The sequence below is a fragment of the Sediminibacterium sp. FW305-C-49 genome, assembly GCF_058231085.1.
The window spans coordinates 849,046-867,571 of the sequence record NZ_JBIQXS010000001.1 but is presented as its reverse complement, the minus strand read 5'-3'; the positions used below and the strand labels follow the sequence as shown (position 1 = coordinate 867,571).

General features: G+C 40.0%; 16 protein-coding genes. 5 read left to right on the top strand and 11 right to left on the bottom strand.

Annotation, left to right across the window (positions count from 1 at the left end; all coding sequences use genetic code 11):
* Window position 1 precedes the first annotated feature (1 nt).
* Together ACH3Z1_RS03510 and ACH3Z1_RS03505 are read right to left on the bottom strand one after the other, a co-directional pair.
* On the bottom strand, window positions 2-859 hold the full coding sequence (locus ACH3Z1_RS03510; RefSeq protein WP_490820466.1) for a UDP-2,3-diacylglucosamine diphosphatase: 858 nt from the start codon (window positions 857-859) through the stop codon (window positions 2-4).
* Window positions 860-1,027: 168 nt separating this feature from the next.
* Complete coding sequence (locus ACH3Z1_RS03505) at window positions 1,028-1,726, bottom strand: SDR family NAD(P)-dependent oxidoreductase (RefSeq protein ID WP_490820465.1); 699 nt, start codon at window positions 1,724-1,726, stop codon at window positions 1,028-1,030.
* A gap of 225 nt (window positions 1,727-1,951) precedes the next feature.
* Here ACH3Z1_RS03505 and ACH3Z1_RS03500 point away from each other — a divergent pair, with 225 nt between their 5' ends.
* A complete protein-coding gene (locus ACH3Z1_RS03500; RefSeq protein WP_490820464.1) occupies window positions 1,952-2,647 on the top strand; it encodes a YjjG family noncanonical pyrimidine nucleotidase in 696 nt (231 codons plus the stop codon).
* Between the two features lie 77 nt (window positions 2,648-2,724).
* Here the strand turns inward: ACH3Z1_RS03500 and ACH3Z1_RS03495 are convergent, their stop codons facing one another.
* Window positions 2,725-2,949: a hypothetical protein gene (locus ACH3Z1_RS03495; protein WP_490820463.1), complete on the bottom strand. Its 225-nt coding sequence runs from the start codon at window positions 2,947-2,949 to the stop codon at window positions 2,725-2,727.
* Window positions 2,950-3,034: 85 nt separating this feature from the next.
* A complete protein-coding gene (locus ACH3Z1_RS03490) occupies window positions 3,035-4,042 on the bottom strand; it encodes a fumarylacetoacetate hydrolase family protein (RefSeq protein ID WP_490820462.1) in 1,008 nt (335 codons plus the stop codon).
* Between the two features lie 157 nt (window positions 4,043-4,199).
* On the opposite strand from ACH3Z1_RS03490, the gene ACH3Z1_RS03485 reads away from it, so the two are divergent.
* Window positions 4,200-6,725 (top strand): bifunctional glycoside hydrolase family 9 protein/polysaccharide deacetylase, encoded by a 2,526-nt coding sequence (locus ACH3Z1_RS03485; protein ID WP_490820461.1) that lies wholly within the window; start codon window positions 4,200-4,202, stop codon window positions 6,723-6,725.
* A gap of 109 nt (window positions 6,726-6,834) precedes the next feature.
* On the opposite strand, the gene ACH3Z1_RS03480 is transcribed toward ACH3Z1_RS03485, so the two are convergent.
* The 3 genes from ACH3Z1_RS03480 to ACH3Z1_RS03470 form a co-directional block, all read right to left on the bottom strand.
* Window positions 6,835-7,278 (bottom strand): carboxymuconolactone decarboxylase family protein, encoded by a 444-nt coding sequence (locus tag ACH3Z1_RS03480; protein ID WP_490820460.1) that lies wholly within the window; start codon window positions 7,276-7,278, stop codon window positions 6,835-6,837.
* Between the two features lie 59 nt (window positions 7,279-7,337).
* The gene (locus ACH3Z1_RS03475) at window positions 7,338-7,982 is read right to left on the bottom strand and encodes a Crp/Fnr family transcriptional regulator (protein ID WP_490820459.1); all 645 of its coding nucleotides are present in this window, start codon (window positions 7,980-7,982) and stop codon (window positions 7,338-7,340) included.
* 349 nt (window positions 7,983-8,331) lie between these two features.
* Window positions 8,332-8,616, bottom strand: coding sequence for a hypothetical protein (locus ACH3Z1_RS03470; protein WP_490820458.1), 285 nt, complete (start codon window positions 8,614-8,616; stop codon window positions 8,332-8,334).
* Window positions 8,617-8,789: 173 nt separating this feature from the next.
* Between ACH3Z1_RS03470 and ACH3Z1_RS03465 the strand changes: the two genes are divergently transcribed.
* The 3 genes from ACH3Z1_RS03465 to ACH3Z1_RS03455 all read left to right on the top strand — a co-directional run bounded on the left by ACH3Z1_RS03465 (window position 8,790) and on the right by ACH3Z1_RS03455 (window position 12,592).
* Window positions 8,790-9,233 (top strand): hypothetical protein, encoded by a 444-nt coding sequence (locus tag ACH3Z1_RS03465; RefSeq protein WP_490820457.1) that lies wholly within the window; start codon window positions 8,790-8,792, stop codon window positions 9,231-9,233.
* Window positions 9,230-9,430 carry a helix-turn-helix transcriptional regulator gene (locus ACH3Z1_RS03460; RefSeq protein ID WP_490820456.1) on the top strand — a complete coding sequence of 67 codons (201 nt, stop codon included), beginning with the start codon at window positions 9,230-9,232 and terminating at the stop codon, window positions 9,428-9,430. Before ACH3Z1_RS03465 ends, ACH3Z1_RS03460 begins: the two co-directional genes overlap by 4 nt.
* Window positions 9,431-9,799: 369 nt before the next feature.
* Complete coding sequence (locus tag ACH3Z1_RS03455) at window positions 9,800-12,592, top strand: outer membrane beta-barrel protein (protein WP_490820455.1); 2,793 nt, start codon at window positions 9,800-9,802, stop codon at window positions 12,590-12,592.
* Window positions 12,593-12,629: 37 nt separating this feature from the next.
* Here ACH3Z1_RS03455 and ACH3Z1_RS03450 read toward each other — a convergent pair whose 3' ends face one another.
* The 4 genes from ACH3Z1_RS03450 to ACH3Z1_RS03435 all read right to left on the bottom strand — a co-directional run bounded on the left by ACH3Z1_RS03450 (window position 12,630) and on the right by ACH3Z1_RS03435 (window position 18,471).
* Window positions 12,630-13,403: a TIGR02757 family protein gene (locus ACH3Z1_RS03450; RefSeq protein WP_490820454.1), complete on the bottom strand. Its 774-nt coding sequence runs from the start codon at window positions 13,401-13,403 to the stop codon at window positions 12,630-12,632.
* A 61-nt stretch (window positions 13,404-13,464) separates the two neighbouring features.
* Window positions 13,465-14,259: a TIGR00266 family protein gene (locus ACH3Z1_RS03445; protein WP_490820453.1), complete on the bottom strand. Its 795-nt coding sequence runs from the start codon at window positions 14,257-14,259 to the stop codon at window positions 13,465-13,467.
* Window positions 14,260-14,349: 90 nt separating this feature from the next.
* A complete protein-coding gene (locus tag ACH3Z1_RS03440) occupies window positions 14,350-14,745 on the bottom strand; it encodes a GxxExxY protein (RefSeq protein ID WP_490820452.1) in 396 nt (131 codons plus the stop codon).
* 126 nt (window positions 14,746-14,871) lie between these two features.
* The gene (locus ACH3Z1_RS03435; protein ID WP_490820451.1) at window positions 14,872-18,471 is read right to left on the bottom strand and encodes an efflux RND transporter permease subunit; all 3,600 of its coding nucleotides are present in this window, start codon (window positions 18,469-18,471) and stop codon (window positions 14,872-14,874) included.
* Window positions 18,472-18,526: the final 55 nt, after the last annotated feature.

Here is an 18,526-nt window from a genome sequence, read left to right as displayed (position 1 = left end):
TTCATGATGGTATGGCTAATGAGTGAATGAATAAGGCGATTTCATCTGTAACCACATTGAGTTGTGGTAATTTCTTTTCCATGGTTACCACAGGAACAGTATCTGTAGCAAACTGTTTTTCGTCATACTGATAAATACTCCATTCGTTGTTCTGGTATTCAAGAGAAGTAAGGTTTTCAATCCAGTCGCCACTGTTGAGGTAGGTAACCGAACCTTCTTTGGTGCTGATGATTCTTTTTTGTGGCTGGTGAATATGTCCGCAGATCACATAATCGTATTTCTTTTCAATAGCCAGTTCTCCTGCTGTTTGCTCAAAATCACCGATCCAGGATACTGCTTTCTTTACGCTGTTTTTTACTTTTTTGCTGAAACTCATTTTCTCTTTGCCCATCATTTTCAGGCAACGATTGATAAGGCTATTGATAAGGATAAGCAGGTCGTAACCGTGTCCACCCAATTTTGCCAGTAGTTTGGCACTACCTTTTGTGGTGGCATCAAACACATCGCCATGAAAGATCCAGGTCATTTTTCCATTGATCTCCATCACCACTTTATCAGTAAGCTGAAAATTACCCATATGCATATCGGAATAGCGACGTAAGGCTTCATCATGATTACCGGTTATGTAAATAACACGTGTGCCTTTACTCAACAGGTTCATGATTTCTTTGATCACCTGCATATGTGCAACCGGGAAATAACGTTTGTTGAATTGCCAGATATCGATGATATCGCCATTCAGTACAAGAATTTGCGGCTGAATGCTTTTGAGGTAATTGACAATTTCTTTGGCATGACAACCATAAGTGCCCAAATGAAGATCGCTCATCACCACCACATCTAAAGTACGTCTGTCCATACACCGTGGAGTTTAGCAAAATTGCTACGGTAGTATGAAGAGAATGTTAGGCGTGGGTGAAGAAATTGTTATTTGAAACAGTGAAGTGGGTGGGAAACGTGAATGGTCAATCGTCAATGAAATGCCACTTTGGACATTCGTTATTACTTATTTCTCTGTTCCTCTGTTTTACAAGTCTCCAAGCTGGGGCCGCATAATGATGTCTTCTGTTACAGCCATAGGAGAGAGCTGACTGGCAGCGAATATCATTTTGGCAATGTCCTCGGCTTCCATGATTCTTTTGGGGTCGATATCAAAACCATCCCAACTGGCCGTGAGAACGGCGCCGGGGTAAACGGCTGTAACTTTTATACCATGGGGCTTCATTTCTTCGCGTAGATTGCGACTAAAACCAGCCATCGCATATTTACTGATGCTGTAACTGCCTCCATTGGCATAAGCATGCAGGGATGCAATGGAACAGATATTAAAAATATGTCCCTGCTTTGCCGCCATCATCGATGGCAGCAGTTTACGTGTAAGGTGATAGGCACTGAATAAATTGGATTGTAACATTTCTTCCAGACTGCCTTCGGGCTCATTGTGTACACTGCCCGGAATAAAGTGGCCTGCATTATTGATGAGGATATCGGGAATTCCTTTTTGGAGACACCAGTCGGCAAAAGCGAGTACTTCATTTTTTGCCGTTATATCTGTTGGTCTGCCTGTAATGATGGCATCCGGAAAACGGGTTTGTAAATCGTTGACGGTATCATACAGTGATTTTTCACCACGGCTGCATAAAAATAATTGATGACCAGCCGCGGCAAACTGTGCAGCAATGGCTTTGCCAATTCCTTTAGATGCGCCAGTTACAATAACATTCATATGCGGGGTTGGTTTTATACTACGAAATAAAACATTTATTCTTTACTTCTACAGAATATCTCCCCATAACCTCCCGTTCCCCTTGCCCCTGTTTATAGGATATTTTAAATAAGTAATTCCCCGAAATTCGGTGCTTTTAAAAACAGGGAGAAGGGGAGAACAGGAGTTAACACAGGTTTTTTCTACAAGCTGATCAGTTAACAGTTGTTGTTATTACATTTGAACATGCGTTACAAACATGTATTTTTCGATCTCGATCATACACTCTGGGATTTTGAAACCAATGCAAAAGCAACTTTACAGGACCTCTATCACCAGTATGATTTACAGAGCAGGGGAATTGATGATTTTGATGCTTTCTTTACCCGTTACAGTTTCCACAACGAACGACTGTGGGACAGATATACCAAGGGTTTTATTAAACAGGATGAGCTCAGGTGGAAAAGAATGTGGCTGGCATTGCTCGATTATAAGCTGGCAGATGAACAATTATCACGAACCATGTCTGTTAGTTTTTTGGAAACACTTCCTACCAAAAAAGCCATCTTCCCTTATACATTCGAAATACTCGAATACCTGAAAAACAAAGGTTATAGCCTGCACCTTGTGACCAATGGGTTTGAAAAAGTGCAGCACAATAAACTACAGAACTCGGGTCTGCATGCTTATTTTGAAGCAGTGATTACCTCGGAAGCCAGTAACTGCCTTAAACCACAAAAAGAAATTTTCGATTATGCTTTTCAGCAAACGGGTGCCAGTGAGAAAGAAAGTATCATGATTGGTGATAACCTCGATGCAGATATACAGGGTGGGATTAATGCGGGTATGGATACTGTTTTTGTTAATCACCTTAATGTTGAGGCGCATGTACAACCCACTTACACCATTTATCACCTGAAAGAACTGGAGGATATACTTTAAAAACGTTTATTTCCCTGTAAGGAAATAAAAAAGGGATGCTTGTCATAAGCATCCCTTTTTATATGCAGTAAAGTTGATTATGCTTTAACGGTTGTTTTTTTCGCTTCAGTTTTCTTTACTTCTTTTGTTTCTTTTACTTCTTTGGCTTCTTTTTTAGCGTCTTTGCTGCAGCATTCTTTTCCTTCTTTGCTGCATTCTTTGGCTTTAGCGCATTTTTTCCCATCGTGTTTATGATCACCACCTGCAAATGCAGTACCAGACACCAGGAAAGCAGCCATCGCGAGTACAATTACCTTTTTCATATGACGTAGTTTTAAGTTTTTAGTTAAACCAAATATAATACATCAGCGCTTAGATTTTTGTTAAAAGAGAAGGATTTAGCTGATTTTACAGCTTCTTTTTGGCCAGAATAGAGAAATCGGTGTCTTCTTTTACAATGTTGTTTTCCAAAACACCAAGACCATCAATTTCCATTTTTACAACATCACCCGGCTGTAACCATTGTTCCTGGTAATTGGGATCATTGAGTTTGCCTGTTCCATTGAGTTCAAGAAAACAACCAGTGCCTACTGTTCCGCTACCGATAACATCACCCGGTTGCAACTGCACACCATAAGCACAACGTTCAATGATTTCAGCAAAGGTCCAGTCCATATCGCCCACATTTCCACTACTTACCTGAACACCGTTCACCCAACATTTCATACCCAGGTTCCAGTTTTTCCCTGTATGACCCGGTTTTGCAGGTATTTCAAAGGATTCCAGTTCATCCAGTGTAACAAGACATGGCCCTATCACAGTAGAAAAATCTTTTCCTTTTGCAGGTCCGAGGTTCAGCAGCATTTCTTCCATCTGTAACCTGCGGGCGCTCATATCATTCATGATCATGAGTCCGCCAATGTATTGATCGGCTTCTTCTGCCGGAATATTTCTTCCGCTTTTGCAAATGACAATAGCTGCTTCGAGTTCAAAGTCTAATTTCTCAAAATGATCAGGCATACAATGAATATCACCCGGCCCCTGTATACTATGATGATTGGTAAAATAAAAGATCGGATACTGATCGAACTCCGGAATCATATCCACTTTACGGTTTCTGCGTGCCGCAGCTACGTGCTGGCGAAATGCATAGCCATCTCTGCAAGAAGTAGGAAAAGGAACAGGTGCAAGTAAATGCTGTCCTTCTATGGCTATACCTTTTTCTTTACCGATTCTTCCGTCTTGAATGGCGGCATTAACCTGTTGGGCAACGGGAAACATATCATCCCAATAGTGTAAAAACATATTCATGCTATTGGGTAATTCGGGGTGTACCATATCACAATCATATAAATAACCATCTACCAGAAATGCGAGTTGATCACGGCCATCAGACAAATAAGAAACCAGTTTCATAGTTCAATCGTTTGAGGGCGAAAATAGCTTAAAAAATGCGCTGCAGAACTCTTTTTTCTCCTTTCTCTGCGGTCAACATTAACCGCAGAGAAAGGAGAGTGCTGAGGTTTCGCAGAGAGTACCTAAACTGGTATCTTTAAGCACCCAAAACAACCACATGAAAAGGATATTCTTGTTAACAGGAATGATATTGATGATTGTATGCCTTTCATTCAGAAAAACAGAACAGGAGCAGAACTGGATACGCATCAATCAACTTGGTTATACACCTGAAGGTATTAAGGTAGCTGTATGGTGCAGTAAAGAAAATAAACTGCCGTCTTCTGTAGCGCTTGTAGATGCAGCCACACAACAAACCGTGTACACAATTAGTGGTTTACAGGCTTTTGGTACTTATGGTCCTTTCAACCAGACTTCACGCATTCGTTTTACAGCTTATAATAAGCCGGGACGCTATTTTTTAAAATCAGGCAATACGCAATCACCCGTTTTTGCTATTAATGACAATGTATATAAAGGAACAGCCGATTTCTGTTTACGTTATATGCGGCAACAGCGAACACTGTTCAACCCTTATTTAAAGGATAGTTGTCATACCCGCGATGGTTATACATTATATGGCCCCATGCCAGATAGTACTTATGCAGATGTAGGTGGTGGATGGCACGATGCGAGCGACTATCTACAGTACAGTACTACATCGGCCAATGCTACCTGGCATTTACTGGCGGCTTACCAACAGTTTGAACATGTGTTTACGGATACCAAAAAAGCAAATGGACTTGATGGAAAAAATAATATACCGGATATTTTGGACGAAGCGAAATGGGGGATTGACTGGCTGATGAAAATGAATCCGTCAGATGATATTATGTTTAACCAGATTGGCGATGACAGAGATCATATGAAAATGCGCATTCCTAAAGAAGATACCAACTATTACGGAAAGGGAATTGAGCGACCTGTATATTTTGTCTCAGGTAAACCACAGGTACGGGGAAAGTTTATGAATGCTACAACAGGCGCGGCATCTACTGCGGGTAAATTTGCAAGTGCTTTTGCATTGGCATCAAAAGTGTATGCGAAAACAGATGCGAAGTTGTCAAAACAATTGTATCAAAAATCGCTGGCAGCTTATACTTATGGTAAAAAAATGCCTGGGGTAGCACAAACGGCATCTGTTAAATCGCCGTATATCTATGCCGAGGGTAACTGGACAGATGATATGGAACTGGCTGCCGCCAGTATTTATCCGCATAACCCTGAAAAACATCAAACATTACTGCAAGAGGCATATAATTATGCCAAACAGGAACCAGTAACACCCTGGCTCGGAAAAGATACAGCTCATCATTATGAGTGGTATCCTTTTATTAATCTCGGGCATGCTGTTTTAGCCTCATCGCTCCCTAAACAACAACGCGATACCATTCATGATTTTTATGAAGCGGGTATAAAAGCTGTATGGAATAAAGCAAAACAGAATGCTTTTTATCGGGGTGTGCCTTTTATCTGGTGCAGTAATAATTTGACGACTTCTTTTGCGATACAGTGTTATGCTTATCGTAAAATGACAGGTGATAATAGTTATGCAGAACTGGAGCAGGCCAATATAGATTGGTTATTTGGCTGCAATCCATGGGGAACGAGTATGGTATACGGATTACCATCCTGGGGCGATACACCGGTTGATCCTCATTCTGCGTTCACGCACATTAAAAAATACCCGATTGATGGCGGACTGGTTGATGGTCCTGTCTACACGGCCATTTATAAAAACCTGATTGGTATTAAACTGAATGAACCAGATGAGTATGCTACATTTCAAAGTGATCTTGCTGTATACCATGATGATTACGGAGATTATAGTACGAATGAACCTACCATGGATGGAACGGCTTCACTGATTTATTTACTGGCTGCCAAAGAAGACGAGACCCAGCCAAAAAAAGTATGGACAGCTTACCCCATGCCTTATTTTCCTCCTTCTTTTACATTACAGGAGAGGGCAATGGTAAGGGGCGATAGTACTAAAAAATCAATTGCACTCGTATTTACAGCAGATGAATATGCTGAAGGCTTACCAATGATCCGGCAAACACTTACCCAGCAGAATGTAAAAGCTTCTTTTTTCTTTACCGGTCGGTTATACAGAAACAAAATATGGCAGCCGCTGATACAACAATTATACAGTGAGAAACATTATCTAGGGGCACATTCCGATCAGCATATTTTATACAACGACTGGAAGAACAGGGATAGTCTTCTGGTAACCAGAGATTCTTTGGAAAACGATTATACTGAGAATATTGAAGCCTTGAATCAACTGGGTTTGTGGAAAGATAACCGACAGGAGTATTTTATCCCGCCATATGAGTGGTGGAATAAAAAAATCGGTAAATGGTTTGCTGAAATGGGTGTTAAGCTATTCAGTTTTACGCCCGGAACACGTACCAATGCAGATTATACCTGGCCCGAAATGGGGACTTCCTATAAATCAAGTGAAGAACTCATGCAATTGCTTCGATCCTTTGAAGTAAAACATACATTAAATGGTGCTATTCTTTTGATACATGCAGGTACAGACCCAAGGCGAAAAGATAAATTGTATAGCTATCTACCTGCTATCATCAATGAATTGAAAGCAAAGGGATACAGTTTCAGTACAATAGACCGCCTCTGATAGTTTGTTCTGTGTATTTTCAGTGCCAACAATATTATTGTCACTGAAAACACATGGAAGGAATAAAATCTACTCGCAAAGCAAAAAAATGCGGATATGTAAGTCACTTTTAATCATCAATCTCTAAATGTGTACTTACTGCAATCCTGTTCCAGGCATTGATGGTAACAATGGCCATTAGTATTTGAGCAATTTGTGTTTCTGTGAAAATGCCAGATGCTTTTTGATAAGTGGCCTCACTTAAACCCTGTTGATGAATAAGCGTAATTTCTTCTGTCATAGTAAGTACTATCTGTTCTTCTTCGGTAAAGAATTTAGAAGCTTCTCTCCACGCACTTATCAGAAAAATACGCTGGCTCGTTTCCCCATTTTTGATGGCATCTTTCGTGTGCATATCGATGCAGTACGCACAATTATTGATTTGTGATGCGCGGATCTTAATGAGCTCCTTGAGTGTTTTAGCAATTTCAGTTTTTGCCAGATAAGCTTCCAGTCCATACATAGCTTTATATGCATGTGGATCTGTTGTGTTAATGTTGATACGCTTTTCCATTGTTTTTTTTATGATGCCACAAAGCTCAGTAAACAAAAATTGGAAAAACTTAAACTGGTTTAAGAAATGCTTTTTTTTCTGATTTCACTTAAGTATTCAGGCGTAAAACCGAGATAAGAAGCAATAAGATATTGTGGAACACGCTGAAGGAATTCGGGTTGGCTTCTACGAAAATGATGATATAATTCTTCTCTGGTATGTTCATACAGGAATTTAATCCGCATTTGAGTAGCCGCATAAGCTTTCTGATAAATGCAACGAAAATATTTTTCCATAACAGGAAACTGCTTCAGCATCTGATCATATGAGTCGCGATCAATAACCAAAACCTCTGCATTTTCAACTGCCTGTATACAGAATGAACTGGGTGAATGGTTCAGATAAGAAAAAGTTTCAGTGATCCACCAGTTTTCAATGGCAAATTCTGTCGTTTGTTCAACGCCTTTTTCATTGGTAAAGAATTTTCTTAAGATTCCTTTTAATACAAAGTACGAGTTATGACAAGTCTGCCCTTCTTTTAGCAGATTTTCTTTTTTGCGATATTTTTGTAGCTGAAAGAATGGGATAATTTGATTCGATTCATCATCACTTATCTGTGTAAACTTCCTGATATGATTTTTGAGTTGTTCAGACATAATTTCTTTTATCATACTTCCAGCAGTAAGAACCGCATACTGTATCAGAAAATCTTGATTGCGCAACATGCATTGAAGTATAACTGTATACTAACCATCAAGTAAATACCCATACACACTGTACAATCATACTAGTTTCTAGTAATTTGTCGTCTAGCATTCCTGAAATAACGTATACTGATCAAAAATCCTATTACCGGTGTCAAAATAATAGCCAGTATAGCGATAAGCTTGAACTTGCGTTCAAGTAGTGGGTCGTTTATAATTTTAATGATTGTAATAATGCAAAGTATCAGATGCAGAAGTATAAATAAACTCCACAATGTCAAATTAAGGTCTGGGGAATAAAGTTCCATGGATATAACTGGTTTTAATTCGGCTGACTAAGTGATCAGCATCACATAAATATATGGAACCTCTACCATCTCTCCTCCTCAGATCCTCCCCAGTCTTTTCTGTTAAATTCTTCTCTTGCTTTCTTTTTCTGTTCCAGCCTGTCAATAATCATTTGCGCGATCAGTTCACCGGCATCCTGTTCGGGGTTGGTGGCCAGGGTTTTCTTTAACCGGGCCTCGCTGATGTCTAACCGGTATAGTAACTGAACCAGTCCGGCAAACTCATTACTGATCAGCGCCTGCAAATAAGCCACTAATTGTTCTTTCGTAAACGATTCGATATGTATCAATTCATTTTCTCCGCCCATACTTAAAGGTAAAATCTCTGCGTAAACCCAGCACCCTCTACTTCTCAGCGGAGGAATATAGTGTGAAACAGGGATTATGATGATAAAATGTTAAACATTTATTACAAAATGTAAAATAAATTTGACAAAATGAAAATCATACTTTACGTTTGTATTGTCAAAACAAATGAACCATGAAACAAATCAAATTATTCCCGCATAGTTTTCAGCGCATCGGCTGGATACTATTAATACCCTTCCTCACCCTCGGTATTGCCAATATGTTTTTCGAATACAATGCCTCCTGGCTCCAGTTCAGGATATCGAAGGGGAACGAACTTGAATTTTTCTCCAGCCACAATTTTACGGATGAACTGGCAGCAGTAGGACTCATCATCAGTCTTGTTTTTATTGCTTTTTCCAAAGAAAAAATTGAAGACGAAGCTATCCAGTTTTTTCGTTTGGAAGCATTGCAATGGGCAGTTTATGCCAATTACCTGGTATTGATTATCAGCATTTTATCTGTTTATGGCAGTACTTTTTTTCAGGTGATGACATATAATATGTTTACGGTGCTCATCATCTTTATTCTTCGGTTCAGGTATGTATTGTTTCAGTATAATAAAGCCAGCGTATGAAAAATAAGATTAAAGTGCAGCGGGCTATCCATAACCTGACCCAGGACGATCTGGCCAGGAAAATAGCCGTGAGCAGGCAAACCATCAACACCATGGAATCGGGGAAATATGTGCCCTCTACCTTACTGGCCCTTAAAATGGCCCGGCTTTTCGGGGTACCCGTAGAAGAACTTTTTGAACTCGAAGAAACAGATTAAAAAAATTTATTCCTTTTTCCAACCTTTTCCTGTAACAGAACTCTTTAAATGGAGTTTAGTAAATAACTCTTATCCTCCTTTCTCCCTGCCCAGGATTTAAATCAGGGGAAGAAAGGGGAGCAGGAAATAGAAATCATATGCTTAATATCAGAAAATGGATACCACTATTAATGTTGCTGATAACAGCAGCGGCCCTGGTAGGTGCCATCAGTATGTGTAAGCAGCCTTCTTGCACCGGGAAGAACCCGGAGACATCGACTTTTGAATGGATAGGATTACCCTCGGGCTCTTACCTGTGTATTTAAAGAGATGTTTCCCCATTCATTAATTGTTTAAGAGAAATGCATCATCATGTGTAACAGGATTTTCATGCTCATACTGAGCTTGTTTTTTATGGGTATGCTCAATGCCCAAAACAATATTACAGGTACCATCACTGGTAAACTCATCGATTCAGCTTCCAAACAACCCATGAATCTGGCTACGGTTTCTGTTTTCAAAGCAGCTGATACTGTTTTGGTAACATACAGACTGAGTACTGAAACAGGTGAATTTAAAGTAAGCGGTCTGCCGCTCGATATTGATTTGCGTGTGATTATTTCTTATTCGGGCTACGCCGTTACCCGGAAAGAATTTAAACTCTCCAAAGATGCTATAGCATTTGATGCAGGCACCATTGTTATGGCACCCAATAATGCCAATACACTCGATGAAGTGCTGGTTTATGCTGAAAGACCACCGGTTGTAGTTAAAAAAGATACAATTGAATTTAATGCCGCCTCATTTAAAACCCTTCCTTCAGCACTGGTGGAAGACCTGCTGAAAAAATTACCAGGTGTCCAACTCGATGCAGAAGGTAACATTACTGTGAACGGAAAAAAAGTAAACCGCATTATGGTTGACGGGAAAGAATTTTTTGGCGGCGATCCCAAAATGGCCACACGTAACCTGCCTGCCAACCTGATCGATAAAGTTCAGGTATCTGACGATAAAGATGAACTGGAACTCAATCCTGATAAAGCCAAAGCGGATGTTGGACAGGTCATCAACCTACGACTTAAAAAAGCGATCAAGCAGGGCTGGTTTGGTAAAATGTATGCAGGGAAGGGGGAAGGTAATTTATATGAAGCAGGTGGAATTGTAAACATGTTCCGCGATACATTACAGGTAAGTGTGATTGGATTTGGTAATAACCTCAGCAGGGCAGGATTTGGTTTTAAAGATATTCAAACCCTTGGTGGGTTCGACCGAAGCGGTATCAATTCTATTTCCATCAATAGCAATGGCGGATTAAATGTAAATGGAATTTCTTTTGGCGGAACAGGCTCTGGTATACAACGTTCCTCTGGTATTGGATTTAACCTGAATAATGAATTTAAAAAAGGATTTACGCTCAACACACAATATTTCTATGGTGCCACCCGTAACGATATCAGGGATATTGAAAACAGACAACAATTTTTAAGTGATACCATTTTAAATACCCGTACCAACCGCGATGAGGTGCAGTTTGCAAAGAGCCATCGTATTGGTAGTACACTTCGTTGGAAAATTGATTCGGTTAACCGTCTGGAGTTTCGCCCCAACCTAACCATCGGTGACAATAACAGTAATCGCCTTACCGATATTGCCACAACCAGCAACGTGAAAGGGCCACTGAATACCAGCCAGAACCTGCAAAAAGTGCAGGGTAACGATATAGGTTATAATCATAATTTCAGCTATTTCAGCAGCTCCAGAAAAAAGAAGGGACGCAGTTTTAATATGTTCAATTTTGTGAATTTTAATAATACCGAAAATGAACAGTTCAATAATGTAAACAACGTATTTTTTCCAACCGGTAACTCAACACTCGATCAATTGCGCGATAGGGAATCTGCCAACTTTACATTTAATACTACACTCAACTATACAGAGCCATTGAGTAAGCAACTCTCGCTTCGTTTAAATTATTCAGTGAACTATTTTACCAATGAAGATAACCTGGCAACTTTTACCAAAAACAGCAGTAGTGGTAAATACGACCAGTTAAATCCTGCATTGACAAATAAGCTTTCGCGTCGTAATCTGCGTAATAATGCTTCTGCAGGTTTAAACTGGCGGTATAAAAAACTAAGTGTTACTACCAGCATGAATATGCAGTGGCTTGATATCAGCAATCGATTTATTACACTTAATACAAAAGTTGATCAGCATTTCCGATACATGCTGCCGAGTGCAAATATCAACTGGCGAGAGTTTAGTCTGAGTTATAATGCCAATGTAAATCCACCTGGTATTTATGATATACAGCCGGTTGCCGATAATACCAATCCTTTGTACATTAATAAAGGTAACCCAGATCTGCAACCTGCTTTATCGCATAGTGTAAACCTGAATTTCTTCAAGAATGTTACCCAGAAACAATTATTTGTCAGTGCATACTTGGGCGGAAGCTTTAACCAGAATGGAGTAGTGCGTAGTCGTACAGTAAGTTCTGATGGTGTACAGACTACTTCACCCGTGAATGCTGATGGTATCCAGAGTTTTTATACCAATTTACATTTCAACAAACAATATAAACTTAATACAAGTTTCCAGTTTAGTGTAGGTGCAGGTTATAATGTTAACTATAGCCGCAATTTCATGATCATCAATTCATTGAAAAGCTATGTAAAAGCACTTGATTTCAGTCCGAATGTACGTGGTGGTATCAACTGGATGGATAAAATTGAAATGAATATCAGCTATTCACGAGGGTTCAGTAATACGTATTATGAAAGCCGCGATTTTACCAACCTTAAAGTAAATCGACAAAATATAAACAGCGATCTGGTCATTCGTCTGCCAAAAAAACTGGTTTGGGAATTCACACTTGATAGCCGCTATAATTCACAAACAGCACCAGGTATACAGAAAACTGTATCGTTGCTGAATGCAGGACTTACCTATCTCTTTCTTCAAGACGACAAGGGCATGCTGAAGTTTTCTGTATTTGATTTGTTGAACCAGAACCGCTCAGTCTTCCGTTTTGCGTCGGAAAACTATATTACAGACAGACAGGTAAATATTTTGCAACGTTATTTCATGCTTACATTCACGTACAATCTCCGGAGCTTTGGTGCAGCGGGTAAAGGAGCAGGAGGTAAAGTGGGCGGAAGACAAAGTTTATTCTTCTTCTGATTTATTCCAGGCCCGGATGCAAGTCCGGGCCTGGGGTTTAATATTTTTCGATTACGCCTAAACCAAAAAGGGCAAAATCATATTTCACCGGATCATTCGGATCAAGTTCACGTAAATAATTACTAAGCTCTATAGCAGCCTTCCAATCCATCTGTTTACGGTCTAATAGCTGAAAGCGTTTAGCCACCCTGGCCACATGCAAATCAATCGGACAAATTAGTTCTGATGGTTTTATTTTCTTCCAGATACCAAAATCAACACCTGCTTTATCATTTCTTACCATCCACCGCAAAAACATATTCAGTCTTTTACAGGAAGAACCTTTAAAGGGTGTGGCAATATGTTTTTTGGTTCGCAGAGGGGCATCAGGTAAAGAGAAGAAATAATTATGGAAATGTGTAAGCCTTATTTCCATATCGTTGGTAGCAGACAGCGTAAAAGCCTGCTCTAAAGAATCATGTTTACTGTAATGAAATTTTAGAAAGGCAATAAAGTATAGTAGATCTGTTGTATTGAATGTTCTGTGTTTGAAAGAAAGAAGTTGCCGAAGATCTTTATCAGTATGTTGTAAACAGAACTGATGAGGCTGATGATCCATCAACACCATTAGTTCAAATGATTTTTGTATGATGGTGGTTCTGTTACCCCAGGCAAAAATGGACGCAAAGAAACCGGCAATTTCAATATCCTGTTTTTTTGAGAAGCTATGGGGCACGCAGATTGGATCATCCTGAATAAAAGAAGGCTGGTTGTATTGCGCTACTTTTCGATCAAAAAAATCTTTTAAAGAACCCGCACTAGTAATCTCCATATCCTGCTAAGGTATATTTACTGAACAACCTTGCCCCGGATTTTAATCCGGGGTAGGAAAATTATCTCCAACCATCACCATCCAATATATTACCGATACCACCCAAAATACTTCCTTCTTCTTTTCTGTTATAGGTACCATAAGCAAGAATGCGCCCGGCAAGTCGACTGATGGGTAAGGTCTGTATCCAAACAATACCTGGACCTCTCAACGTAGCAAAGAATAAACCTTCGCCACCAAAAATAGTATTCTTAATACCGCCTACAAATTGTATATCATAATCAATACCCGAAGTAAAACCTACAATACAGCCGGTATCTACCTTCAGCATTTCGCCGGGCTGTAATTGTTTTTGTATGACGTGTCCGCAAGCATGTAGAAAGCACATACCATCGCCCTCCAGTTTTTCCATGATAAAACCTTCACCACCAAATAAGCCAGTACCCAGTTTACGCTGGAACTCAAGACCCACACTTACGCCTTTGGCGGCACAGAGAAATGCATCTTTCTGACAGATCACTTTGTTCTGGAAACGGGAAAGATCAATGGGAATAATTTTACCCGGGTAAGGTGAGGCGAAGCTTACGGTTTTAATACCACCCGTAACATTGGTAAAAGCGGTCATGAATAAGTTTTCACCTACCAGTACACGTTTACCTGCATTGAGGAGTTTGCCGAGTAATCCGCCTTGTTGTTTACTACCGTCACCAAACAGGGTTTCCATCTGTATACCGTCTTCCATCATCATAAAAGCCCCGGGTTCGGCAATGGCAGTTTCATTTGGGTCGAGTTCAACCTCTACATACTGCATCTCCTCCCCGTAAATTTTATAATCTATTTCATGGTTTTGTTTCATCTGATAATTTTTAAATAAGTAGTTTAATTCTTAAAATCATTACATAATCTGCGAATCTGCGGCTGCTTATTTTTGCCGCAGATTCGCAGATTACTTTGTTAAAACCATTCTCTTATATTGAAAAGAGCGGTCATGGAAATTCAAAAGTAGCCAAACCTGTAATTTTGAAACAGCCAGATAATTCATTACCTGTGCCTGGTGTTGTTCAATTATCCCGGCTTTTGATTTGATTTCTAAAATAATACAGTTCTCAATAACAAAGTCAGCAAAAAATTTGTGCGGCAGAATAATATTTTTATAGGTAACAGTATATTCTTTTTCTCTTTCATATAAAATACCCCTGCACTGTAATTCGTATTCAAAAGCATCCTTATACACAATTTCTGAAAAGCCTTTTCCAAGTGACCTGTGTATCTCCATACCTACACCAATTAGTTGGTAGGTTAGTGTCTGTAAAGGATATTCTGCGCTACTGTATTTATTCATATAGATTGCCAAATAAGACACAGAGATACACAGAAAACAGTGCGTATTTCCCGCAAAAAAGAGCCGCCCCTGGGAACAGGGGCGGCGTTGTGGATTATTACCAAAAACCAACTGTAAACTGTCTTTCTAGAACCAGCTTCCTGTAAATGTCTGGTTCACGGTTGTTACATTCTTCAAACGTTTTTCACGTTTTTTTCTCGCAATCCTGTTTTTAATCAATGCCACTACCATCAGCAATAAGAAGATGATCGTTAATGGCGGAATACCCATAAAGCTGATCCATTTACCACCAAACATCCTGCGCATAGGTCTGCGTAAACGTTCTGAGATCAGGTACATCGCAGGTACAATAATCAGTGTCATAAAGAAGGCAAAGGCAAGACCAAAGATGATGGTCCAGCTCAATGGCTTCCAGAACACTACGTTATCACCTCCAAAGAATATTCTTGGATTGAGTTCAGAGAACAGAGTAATAAAGTTGATATTGAAACCAACCGCAATGGGTATAAAGGCCAGGATGGCGGCCAGTGCGGTTAACAATACTGGTATGATACGTGTTTTACCCGCTTCAATTACAGCCTCTCTTGTTTTCATTCCTCTTGCTCTCAGTTCATCTGCAAACTCAATTACGAGGATACCATTCTTTACCACAATACCTGCCAGACCCACAATTCCCAATCCGGTCATGAGTACCGATACTTCCATACCCGTAATACTGAACCCTAAGAAGACCCCAATTACACTGAATATAATTTCAGTTAAGATGATGACTGGCTTGCTTACACTATTAAACTGTAATACAAGGATCAGCAAAATCAAACCTAATGCAATCAACAGTGCTTTGAAAAGGAACGCGCCTGTTTCAGCCTGCTGCTCACCTTCACCTGTTTGTTTAACGGTAACAGCATCTGGTAAGCCTTTGAAGTTGGCAATATGTTTGGCCAGTTCAGCATTCACGGCAGTGGCGTTATAACCTTCTGTTGTTAATACATTTGAACGCAGTGTGATCAATCGCTTCTGGTTCTTTCTTTTCACACTACCCAATGTACTTGTAGGTTCAACTTTTACCAATGCACTGATTGGAATATGTTTTACTGCACCTCCTGCTGCCATATCACGGAAAGAGATACGCATATTCAACAGGTCGGTTAAGCTTTTACGCTGCATTTCATTATTGCGCAATTGAATCTTGTATTCTTCTTTTCCTTCTTTAATTTTTGACACTTCTCTACCAAATAAGGCGGTACGTATTTCCATACCAATCTGAGCCGTAGATACACCTTCAATCAAAGCGCGTTGTCTGTCGACTATCAGTGTAATCTCTGGATTTTTGAGATCAACATCCATCTTCAACTCTTCCACACCTGCAACCTGTATAGAATCGAGGTAGTTTTTGAGTGAAGTAGCGCCTTTAATCATCGCATCAAAATCTTCACTGGCAATTTCAATATTGATAGGAGGATCGGTGGGAGGCCCGCCATTTTCCTGGTCAACACTAATCTCAGCACCTGGAATTCCTTTCATAGAAGCACGAATCTGGTCGAGGAAAGGTCTTGTGGAAACACCGTGTCTTTTCTCAAATTCAACAAATGAAACCTGTATTCTTCCGAGTTCGCTTCTTGTACTTCTGTCGCCAGCAGTAGGGTCACCGGCACCAACGGCCACATTACTGATGATACTTTCAACAATTGGATTCTGTTTGCCATTCTCGGTACCCAGAATTTTGTTTACACGACCTTCCAATACTTTGGTGACAGAATCGGTAAACTCTACATTGGTACCTACGGGTAATTTCAGGTATACAAAAATCTGGTTCGGATCTCCTTTCGGAAAGAAAGCAACCGGAATACGTCCGCTGCCAACTGATGCTACGAAAATGAAAAGAGATATGAAGAACAGAGCAATGGTACCCAATAATAAGTGTACAGGTCTCCAACCATTCAATGCCCAGCGTAACAGACTTTCATAATGACTCATGATCCAGGGCAAAGCCTTGTTCTGGAAATTGTGAATCGCATCATCCAGTACATAACGGTTGAACACGATCAGTATCATGAAGAACAACAGTAGGTTGCCCCAGAAAGTAGCGCCCATGATATCCAGCAGAATGCCGAGTACAATAGCGATCCAGAAACCTTTTTTCTTAAAGATGGCACTCTTAGCCTCTTTTTCTTCACCTTCAGGGTGATTCATGAAATCAACCGCGAAAATGGGGTTCATGATAAATGCTACCACCAGCGATGCCGCAAGTGTAAAAATGAGCATCGTAGGCAGATAAACCATGAACTTACCAATGATACCCGGCCAGAATAGAAGCGGGAAGAATGGTGCCAGCGTGGTAAGTGTACCTGCCAGAACCGGAATAAATACTTCACCTGCAGCGACTCTTGCAGAGAATGCGGTGGTGAGTTTCCCTTTTCCCTCAATAAATATCCTGTGTGTATTTTCAATTACCACAATCGCATCATCTACAATAATACCCAGACCAAATAATAACGCAAAGAGTACAATAAAGTTAAGTGTAACATGTGTTCCTACTATCAGGTCGGCGCCCGGTAAGAATACAAATGCTACGAACATACTCAGTGGTACAGACAATGCCACAAAGAAGGCATTTACTACACCCATAAAGAACATGAGTACAATTAATACGAGTACGAAACCAATGACAATGGAGTTAACCAGTTCATTGAAAGAAGTTCTGGTTTGTATACTTTGATCGCCGGTAATTACCGCTTTCATGTCGGTTGGGTAAATCACACTTTTTCCTTCTTCTACAATTTTCTTTACGCCATCACTTGTTTCAATCAGGTTCTCACCACTTCTTTTAATGATATTCAGGGTAACCACATTTTTACCATCCAAACGCGCATAACTCTCTTTCTCTTTAATGGTATCAATTATATGGGCAATATCTTTCAGATAGATAGGTGCGCCATTGGTATTTCTTACAATAATCTGCTGGATGTCGAAAGCAGTTTTTAACTGGCCTTTCAGCTGAAGGTTACGTTTCATGTTACCTACTTCCAGCAAGCCACCTGAAATATCTACGTTCTCACGTTGAACGGCTGCAGTAATATCATCAAATGTTACCCCTGCACTTTGCATGCGGTAATTATCAATGTTAATTTGAAACTCTCTTTCCGGAGCACCTACTACATCAACGCGGTTGATTTGTGGAAGGTCTTCCAGTTTGTCTTTCAGGTCATCTGCATATTTTTTCAGCCTGGGCAAATCATAATCGCCACTCAGGTTCACATACATGATAGGCTGTTCACTGAAACTTACTTCAAGAACAGTCGGTTCCTGGGTAAGATCATTGGGCAGGTCCTGCTTGGCTTTGTCAACCGCATCTTTTACTTTTTGTAAAGCGATATCGGTTTTTACATCCGTATCAAACTCAACCATGATGGCTGAGAAATCCTGCTGAGAGGTACTGGTAAATTTTTTGATCTTGGCACCTGTAATACCCTTAATCTGTTTTTCGATGGGTCGGGTAACCAGGTTCTCAATATCTTTCGGAGAGTTACCTACATGTACGGTCTGTACATAAATAGTAGGGATAACAATATCCGGGAACTGCTCTTTGGGTAAAGTAACGAATTGGAAGATACCAGCGAGACTCACAAACAACATCATCAGGTAGATGGATGTTTTGTTTTTGATACTCCAGGTAGTAGGTCCGAATTCCTTGAACTTACCTTTTATATTTTCTAAAGCACTCATACAATTAGTTTAATTAATCTTGAATCTTGTGTCTTGATCTTTTCAGATTCATGCT